General features: G+C 56.6%; 18 protein-coding genes. 10 read left to right on the forward strand and 8 right to left on the reverse strand.

Annotated features, from left to right (window positions below):
- The first annotated feature begins 80 nt into the window (after positions 1-80).
- Positions 81-1,520, forward strand: a complete 1,440-nt coding sequence (locus AB4N91_RS10705; protein ID WP_010460792.1) for an HD domain-containing phosphohydrolase — start codon at positions 81-83, stop codon at positions 1,518-1,520.
- 61 nt (positions 1,521-1,581) lie between these two features.
- Here the strand turns inward: AB4N91_RS10705 and AB4N91_RS10710 are convergent, their stop codons facing one another.
- Positions 1,582-2,499 (reverse strand): LysR substrate-binding domain-containing protein, encoded by a 918-nt coding sequence (locus tag AB4N91_RS10710; RefSeq protein ID WP_460112414.1) that lies wholly within the window; start codon positions 2,497-2,499, stop codon positions 1,582-1,584.
- A gap of 105 nt (positions 2,500-2,604) precedes the next feature.
- Here AB4N91_RS10710 and AB4N91_RS10715 point away from each other — a divergent pair, with 105 nt between their 5' ends.
- The 4 genes from AB4N91_RS10715 to AB4N91_RS10730 all read left to right on the forward strand — a co-directional run bounded on the left by AB4N91_RS10715 (position 2,605) and on the right by AB4N91_RS10730 (position 7,007).
- A complete protein-coding gene (locus AB4N91_RS10715; RefSeq protein ID WP_460112415.1) occupies positions 2,605-2,937 on the forward strand; it encodes a nuclear transport factor 2 family protein in 333 nt (110 codons plus the stop codon).
- Complete coding sequence (locus tag AB4N91_RS10720) at positions 2,931-3,707, forward strand: SDR family oxidoreductase (RefSeq protein WP_460112417.1); 777 nt, start codon at positions 2,931-2,933, stop codon at positions 3,705-3,707. Before AB4N91_RS10715 ends, AB4N91_RS10720 begins: the two co-directional genes overlap by 7 nt.
- Before the next feature lie 217 nt (positions 3,708-3,924).
- Positions 3,925-5,709 (forward strand): SulP family inorganic anion transporter, encoded by a 1,785-nt coding sequence (locus AB4N91_RS10725; protein WP_154504873.1) that lies wholly within the window; start codon positions 3,925-3,927, stop codon positions 5,707-5,709.
- A gap of 305 nt (positions 5,710-6,014) precedes the next feature.
- Positions 6,015-7,007: a TerC family protein gene (locus AB4N91_RS10730; protein ID WP_154912139.1), complete on the forward strand. Its 993-nt coding sequence runs from the start codon at positions 6,015-6,017 to the stop codon at positions 7,005-7,007.
- Positions 7,008-7,049: 42 nt separating this feature from the next.
- On the opposite strand, the gene AB4N91_RS10735 is transcribed toward AB4N91_RS10730, so the two are convergent.
- Together AB4N91_RS10735 and AB4N91_RS10740 are read right to left on the reverse strand one after the other, a co-directional pair.
- Positions 7,050-8,582 carry a sensor histidine kinase gene (locus tag AB4N91_RS10735; RefSeq protein ID WP_154912140.1) on the reverse strand — a complete coding sequence of 511 codons (1,533 nt, stop codon included), beginning with the start codon at positions 8,580-8,582 and terminating at the stop codon, positions 7,050-7,052.
- An 81-nt stretch (positions 8,583-8,663) separates the two neighbouring features.
- A complete protein-coding gene (locus tag AB4N91_RS10740; protein ID WP_460112419.1) occupies positions 8,664-10,922 on the reverse strand; it encodes a nitric-oxide reductase large subunit in 2,259 nt (752 codons plus the stop codon).
- 762 nt (positions 10,923-11,684) lie between these two features.
- On the opposite strand from AB4N91_RS10740, the gene AB4N91_RS10745 reads away from it, so the two are divergent.
- The 4 genes from AB4N91_RS10745 to AB4N91_RS10760 all read left to right on the forward strand — a co-directional run bounded on the left by AB4N91_RS10745 (position 11,685) and on the right by AB4N91_RS10760 (position 15,694).
- Positions 11,685-12,065, forward strand: coding sequence for a response regulator transcription factor (locus tag AB4N91_RS10745; protein ID WP_010460776.1), 381 nt, complete (start codon positions 11,685-11,687; stop codon positions 12,063-12,065).
- A gap of 171 nt (positions 12,066-12,236) precedes the next feature.
- Positions 12,237-13,190, forward strand: coding sequence for a TAXI family TRAP transporter solute-binding subunit (locus AB4N91_RS10750; RefSeq protein WP_010460773.1), 954 nt, complete (start codon positions 12,237-12,239; stop codon positions 13,188-13,190).
- Positions 13,191-13,271: 81 nt separating this feature from the next.
- Positions 13,272-15,299, forward strand: a complete 2,028-nt coding sequence (locus tag AB4N91_RS10755; RefSeq protein WP_010460771.1) for a TRAP transporter permease — start codon at positions 13,272-13,274, stop codon at positions 15,297-15,299.
- Positions 15,296-15,694, forward strand: coding sequence for a DUF1850 domain-containing protein (locus AB4N91_RS10760; protein WP_010460768.1), 399 nt, complete (start codon positions 15,296-15,298; stop codon positions 15,692-15,694). The genes AB4N91_RS10755 and AB4N91_RS10760 overlap by 4 nt, the downstream gene beginning before the upstream one ends.
- A gap of 70 nt (positions 15,695-15,764) precedes the next feature.
- Here the strand turns inward: AB4N91_RS10760 and dctM are convergent, their stop codons facing one another.
- The 5 genes from dctM to AB4N91_RS10785 all read right to left on the reverse strand — a co-directional run bounded on the left by dctM (position 15,765) and on the right by AB4N91_RS10785 (position 19,896).
- A complete protein-coding gene (gene dctM / locus AB4N91_RS10765; protein ID WP_460112420.1) occupies positions 15,765-17,048 on the reverse strand; it encodes a C4-dicarboxylate TRAP transporter large permease protein DctM in 1,284 nt (427 codons plus the stop codon).
- Positions 17,045-17,677 (reverse strand): TRAP transporter small permease, encoded by a 633-nt coding sequence (locus AB4N91_RS10770; RefSeq protein ID WP_083376620.1) that lies wholly within the window; start codon positions 17,675-17,677, stop codon positions 17,045-17,047. Before AB4N91_RS10770 ends, dctM begins: the two co-directional genes overlap by 4 nt.
- Positions 17,678-17,744: 67 nt before the next feature.
- A complete protein-coding gene (gene dctP, locus AB4N91_RS10775) occupies positions 17,745-18,740 on the reverse strand; it encodes a C4-dicarboxylate TRAP substrate-binding protein DctP (RefSeq protein ID WP_010460763.1) in 996 nt (331 codons plus the stop codon).
- 259 nt (positions 18,741-18,999) lie between these two features.
- Positions 19,000-19,485, reverse strand: a complete 486-nt coding sequence (locus tag AB4N91_RS10780) for a hypothetical protein (protein ID WP_460112422.1) — start codon at positions 19,483-19,485, stop codon at positions 19,000-19,002.
- Positions 19,486-19,620: 135 nt separating this feature from the next.
- Positions 19,621-19,896 (reverse strand): hypothetical protein, encoded by a 276-nt coding sequence (locus AB4N91_RS10785; protein ID WP_460112423.1) that lies wholly within the window; start codon positions 19,894-19,896, stop codon positions 19,621-19,623.
- Between the two features lie 492 nt (positions 19,897-20,388).
- Here AB4N91_RS10785 and AB4N91_RS10790 point away from each other — a divergent pair, with 492 nt between their 5' ends.
- Entirely contained in the window at positions 20,389-25,863 is a 5,475-nt protein-coding gene (locus tag AB4N91_RS10790) for a trifunctional serine/threonine-protein kinase/ATP-binding protein/sensor histidine kinase (RefSeq protein ID WP_460112425.1), read from the forward strand.

Consider the following 25,863-nt stretch of genomic DNA (forward strand, 5'->3'; position numbering starts at 1 on the left):
CTCCTGTGTGGGAGCTCAAATTCTGCTGACTGGCCTGCTTCGTGGGCATCGGTCATTTATCCGACCCAAGGCATTTTTTCATGGATAGCGCGTTGCACCTGGACATCTCATTGAGCGGAGCGTTGCGGGCGATCGGCCAGGTCGGGGACCTCAGCATGGGACAGCCTCTCGGGCATTCCCGACGCGTTGCCGCACTGGCGCGGAGGTTGGCGCAGGCCGCACACGGCGAGGGCGAGCATCAGAGGGTAGCGGAGCAGGTCGCCTTGCTGCGCTGGTCAGGTTGCACCGCCAACGCCGAAGGGTTTGCAAATCTGCTGGGTGATGACGTCGATGGCCGCCGTGCGATGCTCGATCTGACCCTGAGCAAAGAGAAAATGAACGCGGTGCATCAGGCGGTCCCGCTTGCCGTGGTGCACTGCGAGGTCTCTGGCGAAGTCGCGAGAACCCTCGAACTGGGTGCCGCTGTCGAGGCCGGCTTGTGCGGCGTATTCGAAACCTACGATGGGACTGGCCGACCGCTGGGCTTGACCCATGAACACATTCCGGAGGTCGCCTATCAGGTGGTGCTTGCAGGTGATCTGGATATTCTCAGTCGAGCACATGGCCTGGACGCGGCGCTGCGCTGGATTCGCGACCAGTCGGATCGGCGTTATCCCGCCTCCCTCGCGTCGTTGCTCATGGATAACGCCAGGGAGTGGCTGGCAGACCTGGAAGGCCTCTCGCAACACCCGGCCGACGCGCAGGCCGAACGTTCGGTCTCGCTGACATTAGTGGGGGACGTGATTGACTTGAAGCTACCCTGGCTGGCGGGGCACTCGCGACGGGTGGCGCATGTCGCGATGGAGGCTGCACGTTCGTGGGGGCTAGATGAACCCTCCCTGACTGCGATCGGCAAGGCAGCGCTCGTTTACGGTCTCGGCCGGGCAGCCGTTTCCAACCAGCTCTGGAATACCGCCGGGGCGCTTTCTTATAGCGCCGTGGAGCGGGTGCACCTCGTCCCCTACTGGACGCAGCAGGCGCTGAGGCCTATCAGTGAGCTGGCCGTGTCTGCGGAGATTGCAGCCCATGCTTACGAACGGCTGAATGGCAGTGGTTATTTTCGAGGCGTGATGGGTGATGCACTGTGTGCCGAGCACCGACTGTTCGCCACCTCCGTGGCCTGGGTCGCACTAAGGGAAGCCCGGCCATGGAGGACGGCCTATGGCGAATCGGAGGCGGCCAGACTGCTCGCACAGGATGCCGCCGGTGGCTTGTTCGACAAGGATGTTTGTGACGCGGTTATCGCCGCTGCCCGTGGCGAGCGGCGGGCTCATCAGCCGAAGGGCTCGTTACTCACCGCACGCGAGTGTGACGTGCTCCTGGAAATCAGCCGCGGCGCTAGTAACAAGCAGGTGGCGCGACTGCTGGACATCAGTCCGAGCACTGTTCGCACCCACATGGAAAGCATATTTCGCAAATTGGAATGCTCGACCCGAGCCGCCGCGACCCTGAAAGGATTGACGCTGGGTTTGATCGCCTGATGCCGAGTAGCGCCAGGTTAATCAGTGCGTGAGGCTCGTTTGTACAATCGATGGGCGACGTTTACGCGGGTCCATCTTTGGCGGGCGGATTGGCGCGAGCCAGGGCGATGAATGCCTTGATCGCGGCGGAGGGGTTGCGGCGGTTCGGGTAGTACAGGCAGAGCTTGTCTCTGGGCGGCGTCCAATCTTCCAATACCCGCTCGAACTGTCCGGCCTCGATTTCATCCCGAACGTCCTGCTCCATGAAAAAGCCGAGCCCCATGCTTTCCTGCACCGCTGCTTTGACGACGCTCGGTTCATCAAGCGTGAGCGGCCCGCTCACATCGAGCCTGGTCACTTCTCCATCTCGCTCGAAATGCCACGGGAAAATCGCCCCATTGGGCAGACGGACACGCACGCACCGATGGTTGAGCAGATCAGGCGGTGTCCGTGGCCTGCCGTATTGGTCGAAGTACGCCGGTGTACCGACCACGGCGTACCGTTGCGGCAGGCCGAGGGGGATCACGATCATATCGCTCGGCACGAGGCTCGCGGAACGTACGCCGAAATCGAAGCCATCAGCGACGATATCCACCAGGCGGCCTTCGGTGACAAGGTCGATGTGTACCTTCGGATGATGCCGCAAGAATTCCACCACCAATGGCAGGAGTGCAGTTCGAGCAGCGCTGGCGAACGCATTGATGCGCAGCGTACCCGAAGGGCCGGCATTGTGAGATCGCACCGCGTCGAGCGCCGCGCGCAAATCCTGCAGGGCCGGCCCCACCTGCTCCAGAAAAATCCTGCCGGCCTCGGTGACGGCCACGCTGCGGGTCGTGCGATTGAACAACCGCGTTTCGAGGCTTGCTTCCAGTTTAGCGATGGTGCTGCTTAACGCGGTGGTTGAGACATTCAGATCGATGGCGGCTTGTCGAAACGAAGCCCTGCGGGCAACCGCTATAACGGCGTCCAGCTCGCTCAGGCCTAAACGAGGGTCTGACATGAATTGTCCTGGATTATGGGATAGGTCATAAAGTTTATCCCAGTTGAGCAAACTATCAGTCAGGTCGCAAGATCACTCCAGGTAATCCATCCAGGAGATCAACAAATGAGCCTTAAGCTTCCCGTCGCCGTTGAGACGTACTTCGATGTCAGCAATGGCGGCGACCTATCACAACTTGCGAGCTGCTTCTGCTCGCATGCCAGGGTGTTCGATGAAAACAAAACGCATGAAGGCATTCAGGCCATCGACGTCTGGCAGAAGGAGGTCCGGCGGGCTTTCTCTTTTGAAGTCCAACCTCTGCAGGCAATGCAGGGAGAGGGCAGGCTGACCGTCATTGCACGGCTTACCGGCCATTTTCCCGGTAGCCCGGTTCAGCTGAGTCACGTCTTCACGCTGGAGAGCGATCGCATAGCCTCCTTGGAGATCACGCCATGCTGAACCTTGGCTTGAGTGGTAAGCGAGTCCTCGTCACCGGAGGCACCAAGGGCATCGGGAAAGCTGTAGTCGACCTGTTTCTGGCCGAGGGCGCGAAGGTGATTACCTCTGCTCGGGAGCCAAACAGTGCCCTGCCGGATGGCCTGTTGGTTCTGGCCGATCTTTCGACCCGGGAAGGCTGTGATGCCGTCATCGCCGCGACCCGACAGCGACTGGGCAGTGTGGACATCATCATCCATGTCCTGGGTGGTTCGTCGGCACCTGGCGGCGGCTTCGCTGCACTGGACGAAGAGCAGTGGCAACGTGAGCTCAATCTGAATCTGTTTCCGGCCGTGCGCCTGGATCGTGCCTTGCTCCCGGATATGCTGGAGCGAAAGGAAGGGGTCATCCTTCACGTGACCTCCATCCAGAGTCGGCTGCCTCTGCCGGACGCTACGACAGCCTACGCAGCGGCCAAGGCTGCGCTTTCGACTTACAGCAAGAGTTTATCGAAAGAGGTTTCGCCCAAAGGCGTCCGTGTTGTCCGGGTTTCGCCGGGCTGGGTTGAAACCGAAGCCTCGGTCGCATTGGCCGAGCGACTCGCGCAGGAGGCAGGGACTGACTATCAAGGCGGCAAGCAGATCATCATGGACGCACTAGGGGGCATCCCGCTCGGGCGCCCATCGACGCCGTCAGAGGTTGCCGACCTGATTGGCTTTCTGGCTTCGCCTCGAGCTTCATCTATCACGGGCAGTGAGTTTGTCATCGACGGCGGAACGGTGCCGACTGTCTAGCCGTCTTTTTCGCGCGAATTTGCCGAATGCCGAAACCAGCGACCAGCGCGTGTTCACTGCCGGTGGACATTTGGCGGATGTCCGCTTGGCCGTTAACTGCATTTCATCATTGGCAGCTACCGACCCCGGCATTCGCCCCCTCGGAATCGGGCATCAGGACGGGACAATTTGCCTGATTGAGCTACTGTCTAATCACATTACCGCAGGCCACAGCGCTATGAGCAATTCGGATTCTTTGCCTCCCGTCCCTGAACCGGGCCGGATTGCACGTCGCGGTGTCGGTAACGAAACCGGGTGGGGTCGCTGGCTTCCTGGACTTCGCACGCTACGCGGGTACCGGGTTGCCTGGTTGCGTCACGACATCATGGCCGGGTTGGTGCTCACCACGATGTTGGTGCCCGTTGGCATCGCCTACGCCGTGGCATCGGGCGTGCCCGGCATCTACGGCCTCTATGCGACCATCGTTCCTCTGATCGCTTACGCGTTGTTTGGGCCCAGCCGAATTCTGGTGCTTGGCCCGGATTCTTCACTGGCCGCCGTTATTCTCGCGGTCGTCCTGCCCCTTTCGGGCGGCGATCCACAGCGCGCCATCGCACTGGCGGGCATGATGGCGATCGTTTCAGGAACCGTGTGTATCCTGGCGGGTATCATGCGCTTAGGCTTCATTACGGAGTTGCTGTCCAAACCGATCCGTTACGGGTACATGAACGGCATCGCGCTGACTGTACTCATCAGCCAATTACCCAAGCTCTTCGGTTTTTCGATTGAGTCAGACGGCCCGCTGAGAAACATATGGGCCGTCGTCACCGCGGTGATGGAAGGAAAGACCAACTGGACCGCGTTCATGATCGGCGCAGCCACCTTGATCGTGATCCTGCTACTCAAGGATTACAAACGCGTGCCGAGCATCTTGATTGCAGTGGCAGGCGCCACTGTCGTTGTCGGTATGCTGGACCTTGGTACACGCGCGGGGGTGTCGGTACTCGGTTCGCTTCCACAAGGTTTACCGGAGTTGACCATCCCCTGGATCACCCGAGCCGATATTATCCCCGTGCTCATCGGCGGCTGCGCCGTCGCACTTGTGTCGTTCGCCGACACCAGTGTGCTCTCTCGTGTCTATGCAGCACGGACCAGAACCCACGTCGATCCGAACCAGGAGATGGCAGGGCTCGGTTTTGCCAATCTGGCGGCCGGATTTTTTCAAGGCTTTCCGATCAGTAGCAGTTCCTCTCGTACCCCTGTCGCCGAAGCTGCGGGCGCCAAAACCCAGTTGACCGGCGTTGTCGGCGCATTGGCCGTGGCCCTGCTGCTGATGGTGGGGCCGGACCTGTTGCAGAGTTTGCCCAGCAGTGCATTGGCAGCGGTGGTGATCGCGTCGGCCATCGGTCTGATTGAAGTCGCTGACCTGCGACGCATTTATCGCATCCAGCGCTGGGAGTTCTGGTTGTCGATCGTCTGCACTGTCGGCGTGGCGGTGTTCGGCGCAATCGAGGGCATCGGCCTGGCCATCGTGGTCGCCGTCATCGAGTTTCTGTGGGATGGTTGGCGGCCGTATTCCGCAGTGCTGGGACAAGCCAAGGGGGTCAAGGGCTACCACGATATCCAGCGCTATCCCGACGCAAGCCTCATCCCCGGCCTGGTGCTGTTTCGCTGGGATGCGCCGTTGTTTTTCGCCAACGCCGAGCTGTTCAATGACCGCGTGCTGGACGCAGTGGCGGCATCGCCAACGCCCGTGCGCTGGTTAGTCGTTGCAGCGGAACCCGTCACCAGTGTCGACGTCACTTCTTCCGACATGTTATTGGAGTTGGACGAAACCCTGTGCGCCGCAGGCATCAAGTTGTGCATGGCCGAGATGAAGGACCCGGTCAAAGACAAGCTGAAGCGATTCGGTCTTTTCGCGCGACTTGGCGAAACGGCATTCTTTCCCACCATTGACGATGCCGTCGACAGCTACCTGGTGATCCATTCGAGGGATGGGGCAGGGCAGGACGAGACACGCTGAGTCGCGATCGTGCTCGAGCGATTGCTATTGGGCCTGCAGCAGTCGCTTGCGAGTTGCAGAATCGGCGATAAGCGGTCCGCCTGGGTCCAGGGTGAGGCATCTGCATGCAGATAGGATCTCTGCCTATCGGCACTCCGACTTCCGCTACGACCTAGCGATTTGAAATAACTTGCAAACCTTGCGGGATTGAGAAACCCCACACGCCCCTCTAGATTTGAACTCGCAATGCCGGGCCCCTCTGACAGCTAACCGCTGCCATGTCGGAGTTGCAGTTTGTATAACTTCGACACCTAGAGGAGGGGCTTATGACTGCCCTGGAACCGTTCTTCCTGGCCGAGTTTCTCGGCACCGCCACTTGGTTGTGGCTCGCCTTTATCAGCATCGTAATAGGCCTGTTGGTGTTCGACCTCGGGGTGTTGCACCGTGAGCAGCGAGAAATCGGTGTTCGTGAAAGTCTGCTGCTGTCAGCCGGCTATATCACGGCCGGTTTGCTGTTCGGCCTCTGGGTCTGGCAGATCAAAGGCGGTGACGCCGGGATGGATTTCTACACCGGCTTTCTGATCGAGAAATCGTTGTCGATGGACAACGTATTCCTGATGGCGATGATCTTCAGCTTTCTCGCAATCCCCCGTAAGTATCAACACGAGGTGCTGTTCTGGGGCATTCTCGGTGTCATCGTGCTGCGTGCGATCATGATTGGCCTGGGGGCGGCGCTGATCGCCGAGTTCAGCTGGATTCTCTATGTGTTCGGCATTTTCCTGCTACTGACCGGCGTGAAGATGCTGTTCAGCAAGGTCGATGCCCACCCGAACCTCAGCGAAAACCTGCTGGTGAAGTTTCTGCGCAAACACATGCGGGTGACCGAGCGACTGCATGAAGGGCGCTTCTTCGTCCGCCAGGCGGACGCCAGCGGCAAGTCCGTGGTCTGGGTGACGCCGTTGTTCCTGGCCCTGGTGCTGATCGAGTGTGCCGATCTGGTGTTCGCCGTGGACAGTGTGCCGGCGATCTTCGCCATCACCCAAGACCCCTTCATTGTCTACACCTCCAACATCTTTGCCATCCTTGGTCTGCGTGCGTTGTATTTCGCTTTGGCGGCGATGATTCACCGTTTCGCCTACCTCAAGTACGCGCTGGCACTGGTGCTGGTGTTTATCGGTGCCAAGATCTTCCTGGTCGGCATCATCGGCAAGATTCCCGCGGTCATTTCCTTGAGCGTGACCCTGGGGTTGCTGCTGAGCGGTGTGCTGCTGTCGCTGTGGAAAACCCGCGATCAGGCCTCTGCTGGCCCGCAGGTGTAAATCCCCAAAGGTGGCGGCCAGCACCGCTTGTTCGCCTCAGTTTCAACCGAAACTGACGCCCAAATCCGTCGACCACTGGGTGTCAGTGTCGGTGTCCTGGGCCGGGTTCAAGACGGGCGGTTCTGGCAAGAGCAGTGGCAAGGCGCACATAAACGTAGCGCCTTGTCCCTTGATGCTCGTGGCCCAGATCCTGCCGTCATGAAATTCGATGATCGAGCGGCAAATAGACAGCCCCATGCCCAGCCCTTCAGCCTTGGTGGTATAGAACGGGTTGAACAGTGACGGCAAATCGGCGACATCAATGCCTTCGCCGCTGTCATTGACTTCTATGATCACTTCGTTGCGCTCAACCCTCGTGCAAATGTTCAGCGAGCGCGCTCCTTCACACAGATTGCCCATGGCCTGGCAGGCGTTCATGACGAGATTGATGATGACTTGTTGCAACTGCACGCGATCGCCATTGATGCGAGCGTCGGCGGCATCCAGCGACAAATGCTGTTTGATGTGTTTATGACTCATCTCGTGCTGAACCAGCAGCAGAGTGTCAGTCACGATTTTGTCGAAGGCATGATGTTGACGTTGTGGAACGCACTTCTTCGACAACGCACGGATGCCGGTGATGACGTCACTGGCGCGCATCGAACTCTGGATGATGCGATTCAGAGACAACTTTGCCTCTTCCAGTTCCGGTTTATCACGGTCGATCCAGCGCATGCACGACTCTCCGCTGGAAACGATCGCTGCCAGCGGCTGGTTCACTTCATGGGCGATGGAGGCGGCGAGTTCACCCAGCGATGTCATCCGGGTGACATGCGCCAGTTGAGCTCGGGAGTCGAACAACGCCTGCTCGGCTTGGCGCTCCGAGGTGATGTCCATCACCGCCGCCACGTACTCGCGACTATGGGCGCTATTGCTCAGGTTGATGGCGTTAAAAACCATCTGCACGTAGCGGCAATTGCCATCCGGCATGATCAAGCGCTGTTCCAGTTCAATGTCCGGCACCCCGGCCGCCAGTCGGGTAAACAGTCCGCCAGCCAGCAAGTGATCTTCCGGGTGCAGCCTTGCCGTCATCAGCGCCCAGGACGGCTCGATATCCCGAGGGTAACCGTAGATGCGAAAGGCTTCCTCGGACCAGCGTATTTCTTTGCATTGGCCGTGATCGAAGCGCAACCCGACGCTCCCGGTCCGGCTCAAACGTTGCGCCCCGGTCAGAAAAGCCTGATTGCGGCGCAATTCATTGGTCGACCATTTGCTGCGTACAGTCAGCAAGGTGATGGTCACCAGCGAGACAAGGCACCTGATGTAGCCAACAATGCTGCCTGTGGCTTGGTAGAAGTAATCGATGATGAAACTGCCGGTGACCAGGAGGAAGCAGAACAGCGCGACAATGGTCACTATTCGGATCGAAAAAACATGCGCCGACATGAACAACAGGGTGATGTAGAGCACGGCATGCGCGAGATCCGAGTCAATCAAAAGATTGATGACGGAGATGGTGATTGCCGCCGATACAGAGGCGATAAACGCCAGCCGGTCTGACTCCAGGAAACGTTTGCAAAGTCGCGTGAGCAGCATGTTTTTTCCCTTTAACAATGGCACAGGTTGACCGTCGCGGTCAGCGTCGCCGAGGGGCGACGCCCATTTACCGCTGGACCGTTACGCAGCCTCACTCACCAGCGCTTTCGACGACGTCCACATTAACCCGCGAGTGATCTGTGCAATGACGGCGAAGGCACCCACCATGAACACCACATCACCAATGGTTCTCATCCAGCGCAGCGTCTGCATCAAGTCTTGCTGCATGAACGCTTCGCTGCGTGCATACCACAGACCCTGGCTGGCGCTGGCGTAGAACTGCATCAGGCCGATGGGCAGCAGGCTGGTGAAAATCATCAGCAGCAGGCCCGCGTTCAGCCACCAGAACCCAACGGTCATGAGGCGATTGTTGAACCGCAGGTCGGGGCGAATGTAGCGCAGGATCAACAAGCCAAACCCCAGCGCCAGGAAGCCATAGACACCGAACAGGGCAGCGTGGGCATGTAGCGGGGTGGTGTTCAAACCTTGTATGTAGAACAGCGCGATTGGCGGGTTGATCAGGAAACCGAAAACTCCGGCACCGAGCATGTTCCAGAAGGCGCAGGCCACGAAAAACTGTAATGGCCAACGCACGCGTTCCATCCACGGGGCGCGGTCGCGCAGACGCCAGTTTTCCCAGGCTTCATGCCCCAGCAGAATCAGTGGCACGACCTCCAGAGCGCTGAATGTCGCCCCTACGGCCATGACCGGCGTAGTAGTCCCGGAGAAGTAGATGTGGTGAAACGTGCCGGGTACACCGCCGAGCATGAACAACGACGCGGACGCGAGCGTGGCGGTCGTCGCCATTCTCTTCGAGACCAGGCCCATGCTGGTGAAGATGAATGCCAGCGCGCTGGTAGCAAAAACTTCAAAAAAACCTTCGACCCACAGATGCACCACCCACCAGCGCCAGTACTCCATTACCGAAAGGTGAGTCCGTTCGCCATAAAACAGTCCGGCACCGTAAAACAGGCCGATAGCAACCACCGAGCATGCGAGCAGCGCCAGCAGATTTTTATCGCCCGGGCTGCGTAGCGCGGGGACCATGGCACGCAACATCAGCACCAGCCAGAAGACGATACCGGCGAATTTTCCGATCTGCCACAGCCGGCCCAGATCGACATATTCATAGCCCTGATGCCCAAGCCAGAAACTCCACTCGGCTGGCAACAACTGGGCGATGGCGAGAAAGTTGCCGCAATAAGAGCCGATGATGACCACCACTAGCGCCCAAAACAGCAGATCGACGCCGAGCTTTTGCCACCGCGGATCTTTTCCGCCGTTGATGATCGGGCCAAGGAACAGCCCGGCGGCGAGAAAGCCGGTGGCGATCCAGAACATCGCACTCTGTAGATGCCACGTGCGAGTGAGGGAGTAGGGGAACCACTTGGACAGCGGGATCCCGTAGAAATCTTGCCCCTCGACGGTGTAGTGGGCTGTCAATCCACCCATCATCACTTGAAACCCGAACAGGGCGCCGACCAGCAACAGGTACTTGCCCAAGGCTTTCTGCGAGGGCGTCAAGGTCACCAGGCTGATGGGGTCTCGGGCGGATGCAACGGGTTCAGCGTCGTCGTGCTTGCGTAAAAACGCACACGCCCAAACGAGGAAGCCCACTCCCGCCACCAGCATGATGATACTGGCCATCGACCAGATGATGTTTTCGGCCGTCGGTGTATTACCGATCAGGGGTTCATGAGGCCAGTTGTTGGTAAACGTGGCGTTCTGGCCGTCTCGCTCGGTCGCGGCTGCCCACGCTGTCCAGAAAAAGAAGCGGGTCATTTGCTTGCGCCGTGCAGGGTCCGGCAGGGTTACCTCTTTCATCGCGAAGCTTTGACGGCTGCTGTGCAGGGTGGGATCGCCGCCGAACAGGGCATCGTAATACGTCGCTGTCTGCTCCATTGCCTGGCTGCGGCGAGCGCTGAGTACCAACGTGCCGTCAATCACGCGATTGCTGCGGTACTCACGCTTGAGCTGATGTTGTAAAAAGGCCTGTTGCTCTTCACCCAGCTCGGCAAAGGGTCTGTCATAGCTGTCAGTCGCCGCCAGTTCGAGCCAGGCAAGTAACTCGCGATGCAACCAGTCTGCCGTCCAGTCCGGTGCCTGGTACGCGCCGTGCCCCCAGATGGATCCCAGCTGCATGCCACCGACACTCTGCCAGGCCGTTTGCCCATCCAGAATGTCATCGGCCTTGAACAGCGTGTGGCCGTCGACACTCTGTATGTATTGCGGAATCGGTGGCGCCTGGCGATAGATCTCGCGCCCAAACCAGCCTAGCAGGCAGAACGTGACCCCAAGAATGCCGATCAAAATCCACCATAATCTTCGGTATTCACCCATGAATCACCTCGGCGTTTGCCTGTTGAATTCACACAGCAAGCGCGTGCGCTGCATTTGTGTAATTCGGTTATAAAAAAATGCGCAACGTCGTATTGATAAAAAAAGCGCTCTTTCGGTAAAAAGAGCGCTAAAGCCCGCTTTGAAAAGGAGGTATCAAACCGGGAGTGTCAATTCCAAACGGAGCGGTATCGCGTTGAGCGAATAATAACGGAATGAATAGGCGAGTCACTTATGCCTAGGGGTTTTTCGGAGGTATGTTCGTATGAGTTGATCATTCTTTGGTATTAACTTAAGCGCATTTAATGCGTTTTTGGGGCTTTTCAGGTGCTGGCTTGCCAATGAGTATCATGAACTGGCGTGTTATTTATTTTTTTCGGATTGTAGGGTGAAATTTGACAATTGATAGTAGGTCGTCGCATTGGGCAGGAAGGTGCTATTCAACAACCACGGGTAGAAGTTACGAGCTCTGAAAAACTATACTTTCATATAATGTGACCATACCTAATTGCCCATAAATATTTACGTTTATCTGGCACTCTGTTCCAAGTGTTCAGGGGCGACATTCCCCGATTCGTTGGACATGGCCATCAAGAGCCGTGTCATCGACTTTGTCGCTGTCTGTCGTTAGCCGAAGCGCGGTGCCGCAAACGTTTCGCGTGTTTGATGATTTTCTGAAGCAGCATGAATATTGAGGTGCGGATGCGCGTCTTAACACAAGTGGAGTTCTGTCAATCAGCTCCCATAACCTCAAGGTTGAACTAATTGTCAAATATTCCAATCATTTCGATCGTTGACGACGACGACACACTTCGCATGTCGCTGGACAGTCTGGTGAGGTCAATGGGATATGTGACGCGAACCTATGCCTGTGCCGAGGAATGTCTGGCCGATTATGCGCTGGATTCGACCTCATGCATGATTTCGGATATTCGCATGCCGGGGATGAATGGCTTGCAAATGCTGGAACAGTTGCTGGCGCGCGACATGCGGTTTCCGGTGATATTCATTACCGCCTGCATCGGTGAGACTCCCGAAGTAAAAGCGCGGGAACTGGGGGCCGTGGGCTACTTCAAGAAACCCTTCGATTCTGAGCAGCTCATGCGGCGAGTGCAGCATGTCCTGAGTGGGAGACCTGCCGAATAGAAATGAGTGGCCGAGTGACGATTCGCTCTGCTCCCTATCGTTGTCGGGTGTTTTGCCAAGTCTGCACGTGGCGTCGGGTTATCAGGCCAACTCAGTTTCCCACTCAAGTCGTTGGTTTCGACTACAGTGGTAAGACTCTGCATAAAGCCATAACAAGACGGAGAGTTTTCCATGCGAGTAACCAGTCGCTTTAGCCTCTTTGCGGCCACCGCTGCGTTGACAGTCTCGTGCGCAGCTAACGCCGCACCTGTGTTCATAAATATTCTTACCGGAGGGACTAGCGGGGTTTATTACCCCATTGGGGTTGGGCTGTCACAGATATACAGCGATGGGATACCGGGGGCGAAGACTTCTGTGCAGGCGACCAAAGCCTCGGTGGAAAATCTCAACCTTTTACAAGCTGGTCGTGGGGAGCTCGCTCTGGCGCTTGGGGACTCTGTGGCTGATGCAAAAAACGGCGTGGAAGATGCAGGATTCAAGGCCCCGCTGACAAAGTTGCGAGCAATTGCAGGCGCCTATCCGAACTACATTCAAATTGTTGCGAATAAAGAGTCCGGCATCAAAACCTTGGCGGATTTGAAAGGGAAAACCATCTCCGTCGGCGCCCCTAAGTCCGGTACCGAACTGAACGCACGTGCGATTTTCAAAGCGGCGGGATTGACGTACGAAGACATGAGCAAAGTCCAATACCTACCCTTCGCGGAGTCGGTAGAGCTGATCAAAAACCGTCAGTTAGATGCCACGCTTCAGTCCTCGGGTTTAGGCATGGCGGCCATCCGCGACCTTTCCTCAACCATGCCATTGAACTACGTCGCGATTCCTCCTGATGTGGTTACGAAAATCGGCAATGCCGCTTATCAGCCTGCACAAATTCCAGCCAATACCTATGACGGACAACCTGAGTCACTGCCTACTGTGGCGATCACTAATATTTTTGTGACGCGCGAGGACGTCTCAGAGGATGTTGCCTACCAGATGACCAAGCTGATGTTCGAAAACCTCACTCGCCTGGGTAATTCTCACTCAGCCGCCAAGGACATCAAGTTGCAAAATGCTGCCAGGAATTTACCCATTCCACTTCACCCCGGTGCCGAGCGCTACTACAAGGAAGCTGGAGCGCTGTAATCCAAAAATGCGCCACGGGGATGGTCGCTAGAGCGATAGAGCGGTTCGTACCCTTCTATGTAGTTTTGAGGCAGGTACCCAATGAGCGAAGATCATCATGGCATCGCCGCCAACCCACGCGACTGGCCTAAGACTCTGTTCTACGTGGCGTTGTTGTTTTCTGTTTTCCAGATTGTTACCGCTGCGTTTGCGCCTGTTTCCAGCCAGGTGCTGCGCGCGGTGCACGTTGGTTTCCTGTTGTGGGTGGTGTTTCTGAGTTACCCGGCGTATGGCAGAGCACGTCCTTGGCAGCCGCTGGCCTGGATATTGAGCCTCGCGGGGATTACCACTGCTTTGTATCAATGGTTCTTCGAGGCGGATTTGATCCAGCGTTCAGGTGACCTGACTACAGCTGACATGGTGGTTGGGCTGGTATTGATCGCCTTGGTGTTTGAGGCCGCGCGTCGGGTGATGGGGATCGCTTTGCCTGTCATCTGTGGTTTGTTTCTGGCCTACGGTCTATTGGGTGAATACCTGCCAGGCGACCTGGCTCATCGAGGCTACGGATTCGATCAAGTCGTCAACCAGTTGTCATTCGGCACCGAAGGTCTCTACGGGACACCAACCTACGTTTCCGCTACCTATATTTTCCTGTTCATTTTGTTCGGGTCCTTTCTCGAACAGGCCGGCATGATCAAATTGTTCACAGATTTCGCGATGGGACTGTTTGGCCACAAACTCGGGGGGCCGGCAAAAGTATCGGTCGCGTCATCGGCTTTGATGGGGACGATCACAGGCTCAGGCATTGCGAACGTTGTCACAACCGGGCAGTTCACGATTCCATTGATGAAGCGCTTCGGCTACAAGGCAGCATTTGCTGGCGGCGTAGAGGCGACTTCGAGCATGGGCAGCCAACTGATGCCGCCTGTGATGGGGGCTGTCGCGTTTATTATGGCGGAAACAATTAATGTCCCGTTTGTAGAGATCGCCAAAGCTGCGTTAATTCCAGCCATCCTGTATTTCGGTTCGGTGTTCTGGATGGTTCACCTTGAGGCAAAACGCTCCGACCTTAAGGGGTTACCCAAAGACCAATGCCCCAGCGCATGGGGTGCGGTAAAGGAAAGCTGGTATTTGCTGATTCCGCTTTTTGTCCTGGTCTACCTGCTTTTTTCCGGACGTACTCCGCTGTTCTCCGGAATGGTGGGTCTGGCGCTAACAGCCATCGTTATTCTCGGTTCGGCAATCATTCTCCGGGTGTCCAGTTACGCGATGCGGTGTGCGTTCTGGATTGCGCTTGGTGTCCTCTGCGTCGGTTTTTTCCAGTTGGGTATTAGCGTGATCTTTGCGGTGATCGCCACGTTAGTGGTCATCTGCTGGTTCATTCAGGGAGGCCGAGCAACCCTGAGTATTTGCCTGCATGCGTTAGTCGAAGGTGCTCGCCATGCTGTACCGGTCGGGATTGCTTGCGCGCTAGTGGGAATCATCATCGGCGTAGTGTCATTGACGGGGATAGCCTCGACTTTCGCTGGTTACATACTGGCCATCGGCAGGGATAATTTGTTGTTGTCACTCATACTGACGATGATTACCTGCCTTGTGTTGGGCATGGGTATCCCGACGATTCCCAACTACATCATTACCAGTTCGATTGCAGCACCTGCTCTGCTTGAGTTGGGTGTGCCGCTGATCGTGTCGCACATGTTCGTTTTCTATTTCGGAATTCTTGCAGACCTTACGCCACCGGTTGCCTTGGCATGCTTTGCCGCAGCGCCCATCGCCAAGGAAACAGGATTCAAGATCAGTCTGTGGGCGGTTCGTATTGCATTGGCTGGCTTTGTCATTCCGTTCATGGCGGTCTACAACCCTGCGCTCATGATGCAAGGCGACAATTTGTGGATGACGGCTTATATGTTGGTGAAGACAGTGTTGGCCGTTGGCCTCTGGGGAATGGCGTCCACAGGTTATCTGCAACAGAAGATGCCGATTTGGGAGCGTGTATTGAGTTTCGCCGCAGGTGCTTTGTTGGTCGTTGCGCTGCCGTTGACTGACGAAATCGGTTTCGTGCTGGGTGTGTTGATAATACTTCAGCATGTCTGGCGATCTCGTCGTGTCAGACCGGCCATCGCATGATTGGCTTGTGCCTGGGTTTGGCCGGCGTCGCCTGGGCCCAACTCCCTGTTTCAAGCTTTACACTGGCTTGGAACCACTCAATTGAAAAAATTCGTTGGGAAGAAGACTACCGCGTCTCGGAGCAGGGACTTGTGCTCACCGAGGCCAGGGTCAAAGGGAATGGCGCGGGTATGGAGATTCCCCCGGAGGCCAGGTTGGAAAAAGGCAGCTGGCACTATCAACGTCACCTGCCGCCTTTGCAGCCTCTGAGTCTGGGACGCACCCCGCAAGCAGGTGACTACCAGTTATGCTTCCAACAGCAATGTCATGAGATGAGCGAGTGGCTAGGGCCACCCGTCAGCAACCCGGCCTCAGTGGATCTATGGAGTTGCTGGACGGACTCAGGACAACACTAAGTGGCCGGGGTAGCACAAACGTGAAAGCCCTGTCCGGATACGAACGTCCAGTACCCGGACAGGGGAGGCATCAGCTCATGCCCAGCCAGTTTGGTAAAGCCAGGGAGATCCAAGGCACGTAGGTAATCAGGATCAGGAACAGGAACAGTATCATCAGCCAAGGCATGGCGGCTCTGATGGTTGCCGGCAGTGTCATACCCGTCACAGCAGAGGTCACGAACAGGTTCAGACCCACGGGCGGCGTGATCAAGCCGATCTCCAGATTCACCACCATAATGATGCCCAGGTGAATGGGATCGATACCCAGCTTCATGGCGATGGGGAAGAGAATCGGTGCCAGGATCAGGATGATGGCCGAAGGTTCCATAAAGGCCCCTGCAATCAACAGCACAATGTTCACCACCAGCAGGAACATCACCGGTGTCAGACCCGCCTCTATCACCCACACGGTGATCTGTTGCGGTAGTTGCTCGGTGGTCAAAACGTGCGCGAAGAGCATGGCGTTGGCAATAATGAACATCAGCATGATGCTCAGCTTGGCCGAGTCCAGCAGGACCTTTGGCGTTTCGCGGAACGTCAGGTCTTTGTAGACGAACAAGGCGATGAAGGCCGAGTACACGGCCGCCACCGCCGCAGCTTCGGTGGGGGTAAACATCCCGGAGTAGATACCTCCCAGGATGATGAACATCAGCAGTAGACCCCAGATCGCCTTGCGTGCCGTGCCAAGCCATTCACGGAACGTCGCGCGCGGCATGGCGGGCAGCTTTTTCTTCACGGCGACGATGTAGATCGCCACCATCAGCGCCAACCCCAGCAGCAGGCCTGGTAACACGCCCGCCATGAACAGTTTGCCGACAGACGTTTCGGTCGCGGCGGCGTAGACCACCATGACGATCGAGGGTGGAATCAGGATGCCCAGGGTCCCAGCGTTACAGACGATCCCCGCGCCGAAGGCCTGCGGATAACCGGAGCGGACCATGCCGGCAATGGCAATTGAACCCACCGCCGCCACAGTGGCCGGGCTCGATCCTGAAAGGGCAGCGAACAACATGCACGCCAACACGGCAGCGATAGCCAGACCACCACGAATATGACCGACACAGGCATTGGCAAAGTCAATCAGCCGCCGAGCGACGCCACCGGTGGTCATGAAGGCCCCCGCGAGCAGAAAGAACGGGATGGCCAGCAGCGTGTAGTGCTCCGACGTTTCGAACAGTTTGATCGCCAGTGAGCGCACCGAGTCCGGGCTGAAAAAAACGATGGTCAGTGAGCCTGCCAACCCCAGGGAGATAGCAATGGGAACGCCGATCAACATCAGCACGAACAATGATGCAAAGAGGAAGGCAATGGTCATGACTTGTCATCCTCGTGTTCGGTCAGCTTCAACGCATCTGCGGCTTCATCAGCCAGGCCCAGGCCGGTCTGCCTGTTTTGCAGGATGCGCACGAGAATTTCAGCGAAACGGATGAAAACCAAGGCGAACCCCACGGGGACGATCAACCCGATGTGCCATTGCATGATCCCGTATTGGCCCAGGTCTTCGGCGCCAATTTGGGCAACCATCAGGGTCTGGATCCAGCCAAAACTGGCGATGCTCAGCAGCCCGGCATAAGTCAGGCAGAAAAGGCAGGCGATAATGCCAATGAACCGTTGCACCGGTTTACTGGCCAACTTGACCAGGGCGTCGACGCCGATATGGCCCGCGGTGCGCACGCCGTACGACAGCCCGAAAAATATCAGCCAGCCGAACAAGGCCTTGGTCAGTGAGGTGCTCCAGGTCATGGCTTGCGCCATACCCATGACGCCGTCGCCGATGGCGAACAGCGATTCGCTGGCGCCTTCCCAGCTCTCGGCGAGGCGGTAGAACAGGGTGTAGAGGTTGTTGAGGACAACGTAGACGAATGTTACCAACGTCATGGCCGCCAGAAGGAAGACGATGAAGCCTTCCTCGAAGTGTTCCCAGATGCGCCGAAGAGCATTCATGGATGGCATCTCCTGTAGCGGATGGCAGGCAGGTGCTGCCAGGGCGGCAACACCTGTCGTCCACCGATCATTGGGCCTGGTTGGCAGCTTCAGCCGCGGTGATCAGCTCGGCGCCGATATCGCCTTCGAACTTCTTCCACACGGGCTTCATCGCAACGCGCCATTGGTCGCGCTGCTCAGGCGTCAGGATGATGATCTCGGTGGTCTTGGCCGCAATGATGCTCTGCTTGGCGTTCTGATTCAGCTGCTCGGCCTCTTTGTTCACATGGGCGGTGACTTCGACGAGGATCTTGTCCAGCTCGCCACGAAGCTCTGGCGATAAACCATTCCAGAATTTGGTGTTGGTGATCAGCATGTAATCCAGTACACCGTGGTTGGATTCGGTGATGTACTTCTGTACTTCATGCATTTTCTGGCTGTAGATGTTCGAGTAAGGATTCTCCGCTCCGTTGACAACACCGGTCTGCAAGCCTTGATAAACCTCGGCGAAGCTCATCTTGCGTGGATTGGCGCGTATGACCTTGAACTGTTCCTCTAGCACGGCAGAGGCCTGCACCCGGAACTTCAACCCACGGGCATCACCCGGCACTCGGAGCGCTTTGTTCGCGGACAGTTGTTTCATCCCGTTGTGCCAATAGGCCAGTCCTGTGATGTTTTTGTCTTCCATGGACTTGAGCAGTCCCTGGCCCTGCGGGCTCAGCTGAAAGCGGTCAACGGCGGAGATGTCATCAAACAGGAAAGGCAGGTCGAACAGTTGAACGGTCTTGGTGTAGTGCTCGAACTTGGCCAGCGACGGTGCAATCATCTGTACGTCCCCGAGCAGTAAGGCTTCCATCTCTTTGCCATCGCCAAACAACGAAGAGTTGGGGTAGACCTCTACTTTGACCTTGCCGGGCAAGCGTTCTTCCACCAGTTTCTTGAACAGCAGGGCCCCTTGGCCTTTGGGAGTCTGCTCTGCAACGACGTGGGAGAATTTTATAATCACCGGATCAGCAGCCATGACCGTGCTCATGGTGCCAAGGGCAAGGGCGCAGGCGAGTGCTTTCCACATGGGTTTGAACATGGGGGGAATTCCTCTTGTTTTAGTTTTTCGTGCGATTCCATGCTCTGAAAAGCATGCGCACGGCGGACAAGAGCAAGTCTAGGCAGAAAACCGCCATTTGAAAGGCGATGACTGAATGTAGTTAGAAATCTTGTCTGTAAGAGGGTGCCGCCTTCGGAAACACTCTCTTACAATATTAACGCTTGGCGTGAATGCGCTAAGGGTTAGCGGCGTGTCGTGTTTAATCGGCTTCGGTGATTTCAGCGTTGTTATCCGGCGTTTATCGCATGGTCAACGTCAACTGATACGCCCCCTGGGCCCGGTTAGTACGGGTGATCGTCACGACGCCACTGCCCACTTCAAGTTGCACGTTCTCGCCTTTCAGTATCGATTCGTCAATCTTATGCGGTATTGATAAGCCCAGCGCTCTCACCGAGAGGCGCTTGGTGGCTTTGATCATTTCACGCTTGGCATCATCGGCGAGAGAGGGCGACGCGATATCGATGATCAGACTGAGATGTTCAGGTATGTGGTCGGCGCCTTGTGCAACAAATCTAATAGTATTGCCGCTAGTACTGTCGGCGCGGATATCCCGTACAGGACTCGAACAACCTTCCGTCCCATCCGCGCTGGTCGACCATGTATTCGCGCGCAGTCGAGTATCGCTGAGCACTGTACAGGCATGGTCAGGTGAAGTAATTCGCAACCCTGCCGAGCAACTGAATGACACCATGATGGCGGTTGTCGCTAGAAAAAAACGGATCATTAAAGTGCCTATAGGTATAAGTACAAATAAGCAACCAAGGCATTTATGGGCCATGGCGGCGCGGACGTAGAAGTTTACATCTGTGTGTTGCATTATTTGCGCGGTTGCATTGGCGCTATAGCGGTCTGTTCTTTTCTATGATTTGCGATTGATATCACTGCGCTTGGTAATATCAGACACACGACGATTCAAGCCAAGGCGATCCGTTTTATCGTATGCAAAACCAATCGATCCGACGTTACCTGCAGTGTCGGATGCAACCGGAGCTTTCGAAGATATGTCCTTCGCATTAGTGCTGGTGCGCGTGTCAGGGCCCGAAAACACAGTATCTTTCGCAATCCAGCTAGGCGGACCAGCGAATCCAAAATTCGCTATCGCAACAATAGCCAATAGCATGGACAGAAATTTCATAGCGTTTTCTCCAATGCAAAAATATGGGCTAAGACATTCCTCCACGGAACGAATTTATTGTCCGCTGAAAATAGCATTTAATGGCTTCTACGATCGGATGCCTGACTAACCTCTTAGTATGACCAGGTAACACCTAAGAATGATTTACTCGGCTTGTCTAAGCGCTTCGATAACGAAGGTGACAGCTGCAATTGTGCGCAGTGCCTTTGTATGGCGAAATTATACAAACGCTGTGAATTGTCATGGTTCAATGAGGCGATAGGAGCGCCGAATCTTTATGGGGGCCGCTCATCGAGCAAATGCTTTACGTTACTATCGTTCGGCAGCGTAGGGCCGACATTCTGGACATCAGCTTAGGCGACAAAAAAAGGCGATGCAGGACACCCATCTGTAGGCGATGTGGTGTTCCATATCAGGAGGCTGGCGCTTTGCCGGCGGTGTAGCAGGGCTGTCGGTTAGGACATTGAGGATAGGGCGTTGATAGGCGAAAGCATGCAGGTATTGTGGGACGACGGTGAGCGTGTCTTGAGCCGGGGACAGCGCTCCGGCAAATTTGGCCGTGAAATGGTGCTGGTTGCACGACCCACCTTGGAGCAACCATCGCTCGCTACCCTGGATCGCCTTGCTCACGAGTTCGGCCTGAAGGATGAGCTCAAAGACGAATGGGCAGTGCGTCCCATCGAACTCGTGAGCGAAGGTGGCCGCACAGTGTTGTTGTTTGAAGACCCGGGAGGCGAGCCGCTGGCGAAGCTGCTCATTGGTCCTGTCGAGACGGCAACGTTCTTGCGTCTTGCGATCAGCATCGCCGTTGTGCTGAACAAGTTTCACCTGAGCGGACTCGTCCATAAAGATATCAAGCCCACGCATATATTCGTCAATTGCCCGGACGGTGAGGCCCGGTTCACCGGCTTCGGGCTTGCTTCGCGTTTGCCACGGGAACGGCAGGCGCCCGAGACCATCGCCGGTACGCTTGCCTACATGGCACCTGAACAGACCGGCAGGATGAATCGCTCGATCGATTCGCGCAGCGATCTTTATTCGTTGGGTGTGACCCTTTATCAGATGTTGACCGGTGTGCTGCCATTTACGGCCTCTGACCCTATGGAATGGGTGCATTGCCATATTGCCAGGAAGCCGATGCCACCGAGTGAGCGAGTTGGCACCGTCCCGGAGTCGATTTCACGGATTATCATGAAGTTACTCGCCAAGACGGCCGAGGAGCGTTATCAGACGGCTGCCGGCGTCGAGCATGACTTGCGGCGCTGCTGGTCCGAGTGGCAGCAGCAAGGACATATCAGCCCATTTACGCTGGATGAACACGGCAGGTCTCACCGGCTGGTGATTTCCGAGAAACTGTACGGGCGCGAGAGCGCCGTTGAAGACCTGGTCTCCGCTTTCGGGCGGATAGTTCAAAGTGACGGGACAGGGTTGGTGCTGGTCTCCGGTTATTCCGGGATGGGCAAGTCCTCTGTCGTCAATGAATTGCATAAGGCATTGGTGCCGTTGAGAGGACTGCTGGCTTCTGGCAAGTTCGACCAGTACAAACGTGACATCCCTTATTCAACACTCGTGCAAGCATTTCAGGGACTGGTCCGCACGCTTCTGGGCAAGAGCGACGCGGAGCTGGATGGCTGGCGCACGGCACTGCTTGAGGCACTCGATCTCAACGGGCGGCTCATGACTGACCTGATGCCTGAGCTGAAACTCATTATTGGCGAACAGCCCATGGTTCCAGACCTGGAACCGCAACAAGCGCAGCGTCGTTTCCTGTTGGTATTTAGCCGATTTATTGGCGTATTTGCCCGGGCGGAACACCCCCTCGTGCTGTTTCTAGACGATTTGCAGTGGCTTGATACGGCGACACTTGACCTTATCGAGGACTTGCTCACACGCTCTTCGTTGCGTCACCTCATGCTGATTGGCGCCTACCGTAATAATGAAGTCGCTGCAGATCACCCTCTGAGGAAGAAGCTTCAAACGATGAGGAGTGCAGGGGTCCCGATCGATGAGATAACGTTAACGCCGCTTGCCATTGGGCACATCGAGCAGTTAATCACCGACGCGCTTCATACCGAGCCGACGCCGATCAAGCCGCTGGCTCAATTGGTCCACGATAAGACCGCTGGCAATCCTTTCTTCGTGATTCAGTTTCTTCATGCGCTCGCCGAAGAGAAACTGCTGAACTTCGACCATGACCGCAGGCAGTGGGAATGGGATACCGATCGGATTCACGCAAAGGGCTACACCGACAACGTCGTGGATCTGATGGCAGGCAGATTGAACCGCCTGCCGCACTCGACGCTGCAGGCGTTGCAGCAAATGGCCTGCCTCGGCAATGTCGTTGATATCTCGACGTTGGCGACGGTCATGGGGATTCCCCGTGCGCAGTTACACAGGGAGTTATGGGTAGCGATTCGCCAAGAGCTTATCGAGCGCTCGGACGGTGTCTATCTGTTCGCTCATGATCGAATTCATGAGGCCGCCTATTCACTGATCCCCACGCATCTGCTATCGCAAGCCCACCTGAAGATTGGTCGGCTGCTAGTTTGCGAAATGCCTGCGGAACAGCACGAAGAGGTAATCTTCGACATAGTCAACCAGCTCAATCGCGGCGCCCAGCTGATCACCGAGCAGGAAGAACGAGAGCAATTGGCCCGGTTCAACTTGATCGCCGGCCAGCGCTCCCATGCTTCGACCGCCTATGACTTGGCGCTCAAATATTTCATCACCGGCGCCCAGTTGTTGGACGACCCGTGCTGGCTTCGTCGGCATGAACTGAAATTCAAATTGGAGTTGAACCTGGCCGAATGTGAATTCCTGACCGGGCAGTTGCTTGTGGCGGACCAGCGGCTACAGGCACTTTCGGAGCGCGCGTTAACGATCGTCGAGCAGGGTAGCGTCGCGTGCATGCGGATGAATGTGAATCTACTCCTCGACCGCAGTGATCAAGCGGTGGCTGTCTGTCTGTCCTTTCTACGTCACGTCGGTATCGAGTGGTCCGCTCACCCGAGTGACGAAGCGGCTCGGAGCGAATACGAGGGCATCTGGTCCAGTCTTGGAAATAAAACAGTTGAACAAATCATCGAGCTGCCGCCGATGGAGGATGCTGTCGCTCTCGCAACACTTCATGCGCTGACCATGTTGATCTCGCCGGCTTTGCACACGGACACGAACCTTGCCTGTCTGACCATTTGCAAGGCGATCAATCTCAGCCTTGAGTACGGCAATGGCGATGCCTCATGCGTGGCCTACGCCAATCTCTCTCTCGTCACCGGGCAACGGTTTGGCGATTATCAAGTGGGATTTCGATTTGGCCAGCTGGGTTGTGAACTTGTCGAGCGCAGAAACCTTGAGCGTTATGAGGCGCGTACGTACTTATCCTTTTCACTTTTTGTCGCGCGCTGGGCACGTCCTGTGCGCAGTTGCCGCGCGTTGCTGGATCGCGCTTTTGATGCTGCAAACCGGGTCGGCGATTACTCATTTGGCGCGTTTGCTTGCAACATTACCGTCTCTAACTTGCTGTTCGCTGGCGAGCGGCTGCCCGATCTGCAACGTGAGGCCGAGCGAGGCCTCGCGTATGCCAGGAAAGTGCACTTTGGCCTTGTCATAGACTTCATCGAAAACCAGCTGGCACTGATACGGATGTTGCGTGGTTTGACACCGGTATTCGGTTGCCTGGACAGCGAGCAGTTTAATGAGAGCGACGCGGAGCACCATGTTTCCAAGACCTCGCCGGTGTTGACGTGTTGCTTCTGGATCCGCAAGTTACAAGCGCGCTATCTTGCCGGCGATTTTACGTCCGCCATTGAAGCCGCCGCACTGGCGCAGCCTTTACTCGTGGTATCGCACTCCTTTCTCGAGGAAGCCGAATACTACTTGTATGACGCGCTGGCGAGGGCGGGCCTGTGCGCCAGCAACTCGTCAGATGATCGACGGCAGCATTTGACTGTTCTCAATGCACACCACCAGAAACTGGGGGCCTGGGCAGACATTTGTCCCGAGAATTTCGCCAGCCACAAGGCGCTGGTGGGCGCCGAAATTGCCCGGATTGAGAACCGCCTGGTGGATGCGGAGCATTTATACGAAGAGGCAATCGACTCGGCGCAACATGGCGGGTTTATCCATATCGGAGCACTCGCCAATGAACTCGCTTCGCGCTTCTACGCCGCACGCGGTCTTGCCAAAATCGCCCGCGTCTATATGCGCGATGCCCATTATGGGTATCTGCGCTGGGGCGCGGATGGCAAGGTCCGGCAGCTTGAAGCGGTGCACACGTATCTGCGGGCGGAAGCATCCACGTTCGGTCCGGCGACGACCATCGCCACACCCATCGAACAGCTTGATCTTGCCACCGTGCTCAAAGTGTCGCAGGCCGTCTCAGGTGAAATCGTTCTGGAAAAGCTCATCGATATGGTCATGTCGACGGCCGTCGAACAAGCCGGCGCGGAGCGAGGTCTGATGGTGCGCACAGATGGCAGTCACCATCGAATAGTCGCCGAGGCGACTGCGGGCAATGACTCGCCGCAACTGCGTCTGCGTGATGTGCCGGTGAGTGCGTCGCTGCTGCCTGAATTGATCCTCTACCATGTGCTGCGCACGCAAGAGAGCGTTGTCATTGACGACGCGATTACCCAACCCTTGTACGCCGCGGACCCCTACATCCAGAAACATCGAGCCCGCTCCATTCTCTGCTTGCCGTTGATGAACCAGGCGAAACTCATTGGCGCGCTGTTCCTGGAAAATAATTTGACCGCAGGGGCATTCAGCCCTGCGCGCATTGCCGTGCTGAAGCTGGTGGCCTCCCAGGCCGCCATCTCTCTGGAGAACGCCCATTTATATCGTGATGTCGCGGAGCGCGAAGCCAAGATCCGGCGGCTCGTAGACTCGAATATCATTGGCATTATTTTCTGGAATACCGATGGTGAAATCACGGATGCCAACGATGCGTTTTTACGGATGGTCGGTTACGAACGCGAAGACATTGTCTCAGGCCGTGTCAGATGGAGAGACCTGACAGCGCCGAAATATCGTGAGGTTAGTGAAAAGACAATGATAGAAGCGCTGCAGGCCGGGAGTGCCCGTCCTTTTGAGAAGGAGTACATCAAAAAGGATGGCAGCCTGCTGCCCATCATCATCGGTTTGGCCACGTTCGACTCAGGGAGCCAGGAGGGTGTCGCGTTCGTGCTTGACCTGACCGAGCGTAAGCAGGCGCAAGAAAACGCTCGTCAAAGCGAACAGCGTTATCGCAATGTCCAGGTGGAGTTGGCGCACGCTAACCGTGTCGCGACGATGGGCCAACTGGCAGCTTCGATAGCCCATGAAGTCAGCCAGCCTATTGCCGCCACCGTTATGGGGGCTCACGCTGCGCTGCGTTGGATGGGCGCCCAGCCACCTAATCTTGGCGAGATAAAACAGGTACTCGACAACGTGATTAAGGATGCTCATCGCGCGGCCGAGGTTCTGGATCGGATCCGGGGGCATATTCGCAAGGCCCCGCCAAAAAAGGGACCCGTAGACATCGCGAAAATCATCGGCGAAATGGTCGAATTCACTCGCAGTCAGGCAACCAGTAACGGTGCTTCGGTGCATACAGACATCGCGCAAGATTTGCCGTTAGTACACGGCGATCGTGTAGAACTGCAACAGGTGTTGCTGAATTTGATTCTTAACGCTTTAGAGGCAATGAGCAGCGTCAACGGCGGCGAGAGACAGTTACAGATCAACGCCGAGATGGAAGAGCAGGGCAGCGTGCTGGTGCAGGTGAGCGACAGCGGCCCAGGGTTCGCTGCAGGTGAAGCCGAGCGGGTGTTCACCGCTTTCTATACGACCAAGGCGACCGGCCTGGGCATGGGGCTGTCAATCTGCCATTCGATCATAGAGGCGCATGGCGGTCGATTATGGGCAAGTTCGAATCAGCCCCGGGGAGCGGTGATTCAATTCTCTCTGCCGCCTCATACGCCTGCCTGA

The sequence above is a fragment of the Pseudomonas sp. H3_D04 genome (genome assembly GCF_054669175.1).

Excerpts from the sequence above, each read along its gene's own strand:
- AB4N91_RS10725 (WP_154504873.1), top strand. The coding sequence starts at position 3,925 with ATGAGCAATTCGGATTCTTTGCCTCCCGTCCCTGAACCGGGCCGGATT.
- AB4N91_RS10755 (WP_010460771.1), top strand. The coding sequence starts at position 13,272 with ATGAGCGAAGATCATCATGGCATCGCCGCCAACCCACGCGACTGGCCT.
- AB4N91_RS10760 (WP_010460768.1), top strand. The coding sequence starts at position 15,296 with ATGATTGGCTTGTGCCTGGGTTTGGCCGGCGTCGCCTGGGCCCAACTC.
- AB4N91_RS10770 (WP_083376620.1), bottom strand. The coding sequence starts at position 17,677 with ATGAATGCTCTTCGGCGCATCTGGGAACACTTCGAGGAAGGCTTCATC.
- AB4N91_RS10720 (WP_460112417.1), top strand. The coding sequence starts at position 2,931 with ATGCTGAACCTTGGCTTGAGTGGTAAGCGAGTCCTCGTCACCGGAGGC.
- AB4N91_RS10750 (WP_010460773.1), top strand. The coding sequence starts at position 12,237 with ATGCGAGTAACCAGTCGCTTTAGCCTCTTTGCGGCCACCGCTGCGTTG.
- AB4N91_RS10730 (WP_154912139.1), top strand. The coding sequence starts at position 6,015 with ATGACTGCCCTGGAACCGTTCTTCCTGGCCGAGTTTCTCGGCACCGCC.
- AB4N91_RS10735 (WP_154912140.1), bottom strand. The coding sequence starts at position 8,582 with ATGCTGCTCACGCGACTTTGCAAACGTTTCCTGGAGTCAGACCGGCTG.
- AB4N91_RS10790 (WP_460112425.1), top strand. The coding sequence starts at position 20,389 with ATGCAGGTATTGTGGGACGACGGTGAGCGTGTCTTGAGCCGGGGACAG.
- AB4N91_RS10715 (WP_460112415.1), top strand. The coding sequence starts at position 2,605 with ATGAGCCTTAAGCTTCCCGTCGCCGTTGAGACGTACTTCGATGTCAGC.
- AB4N91_RS10710 (WP_460112414.1), bottom strand. The coding sequence starts at position 2,499 with ATGTCAGACCCTCGTTTAGGCCTGAGCGAGCTGGACGCCGTTATAGCG.
- dctM (WP_460112420.1), bottom strand. The coding sequence starts at position 17,048 with ATGACCATTGCCTTCCTCTTTGCATCATTGTTCGTGCTGATGTTGATC.
- AB4N91_RS10705 (WP_010460792.1), top strand. The coding sequence starts at position 81 with ATGGATAGCGCGTTGCACCTGGACATCTCATTGAGCGGAGCGTTGCGG.
- AB4N91_RS10740 (WP_460112419.1), bottom strand. The coding sequence starts at position 10,922 with ATGGGTGAATACCGAAGATTATGGTGGATTTTGATCGGCATTCTTGGG.
- AB4N91_RS10780 (WP_460112422.1), bottom strand. The coding sequence starts at position 19,485 with ATGATCCGTTTTTTTCTAGCGACAACCGCCATCATGGTGTCATTCAGT.
- AB4N91_RS10785 (WP_460112423.1), bottom strand. The coding sequence starts at position 19,896 with ATGAAATTTCTGTCCATGCTATTGGCTATTGTTGCGATAGCGAATTTT.
- dctP (WP_010460763.1), bottom strand. The coding sequence starts at position 18,740 with ATGTTCAAACCCATGTGGAAAGCACTCGCCTGCGCCCTTGCCCTTGGC.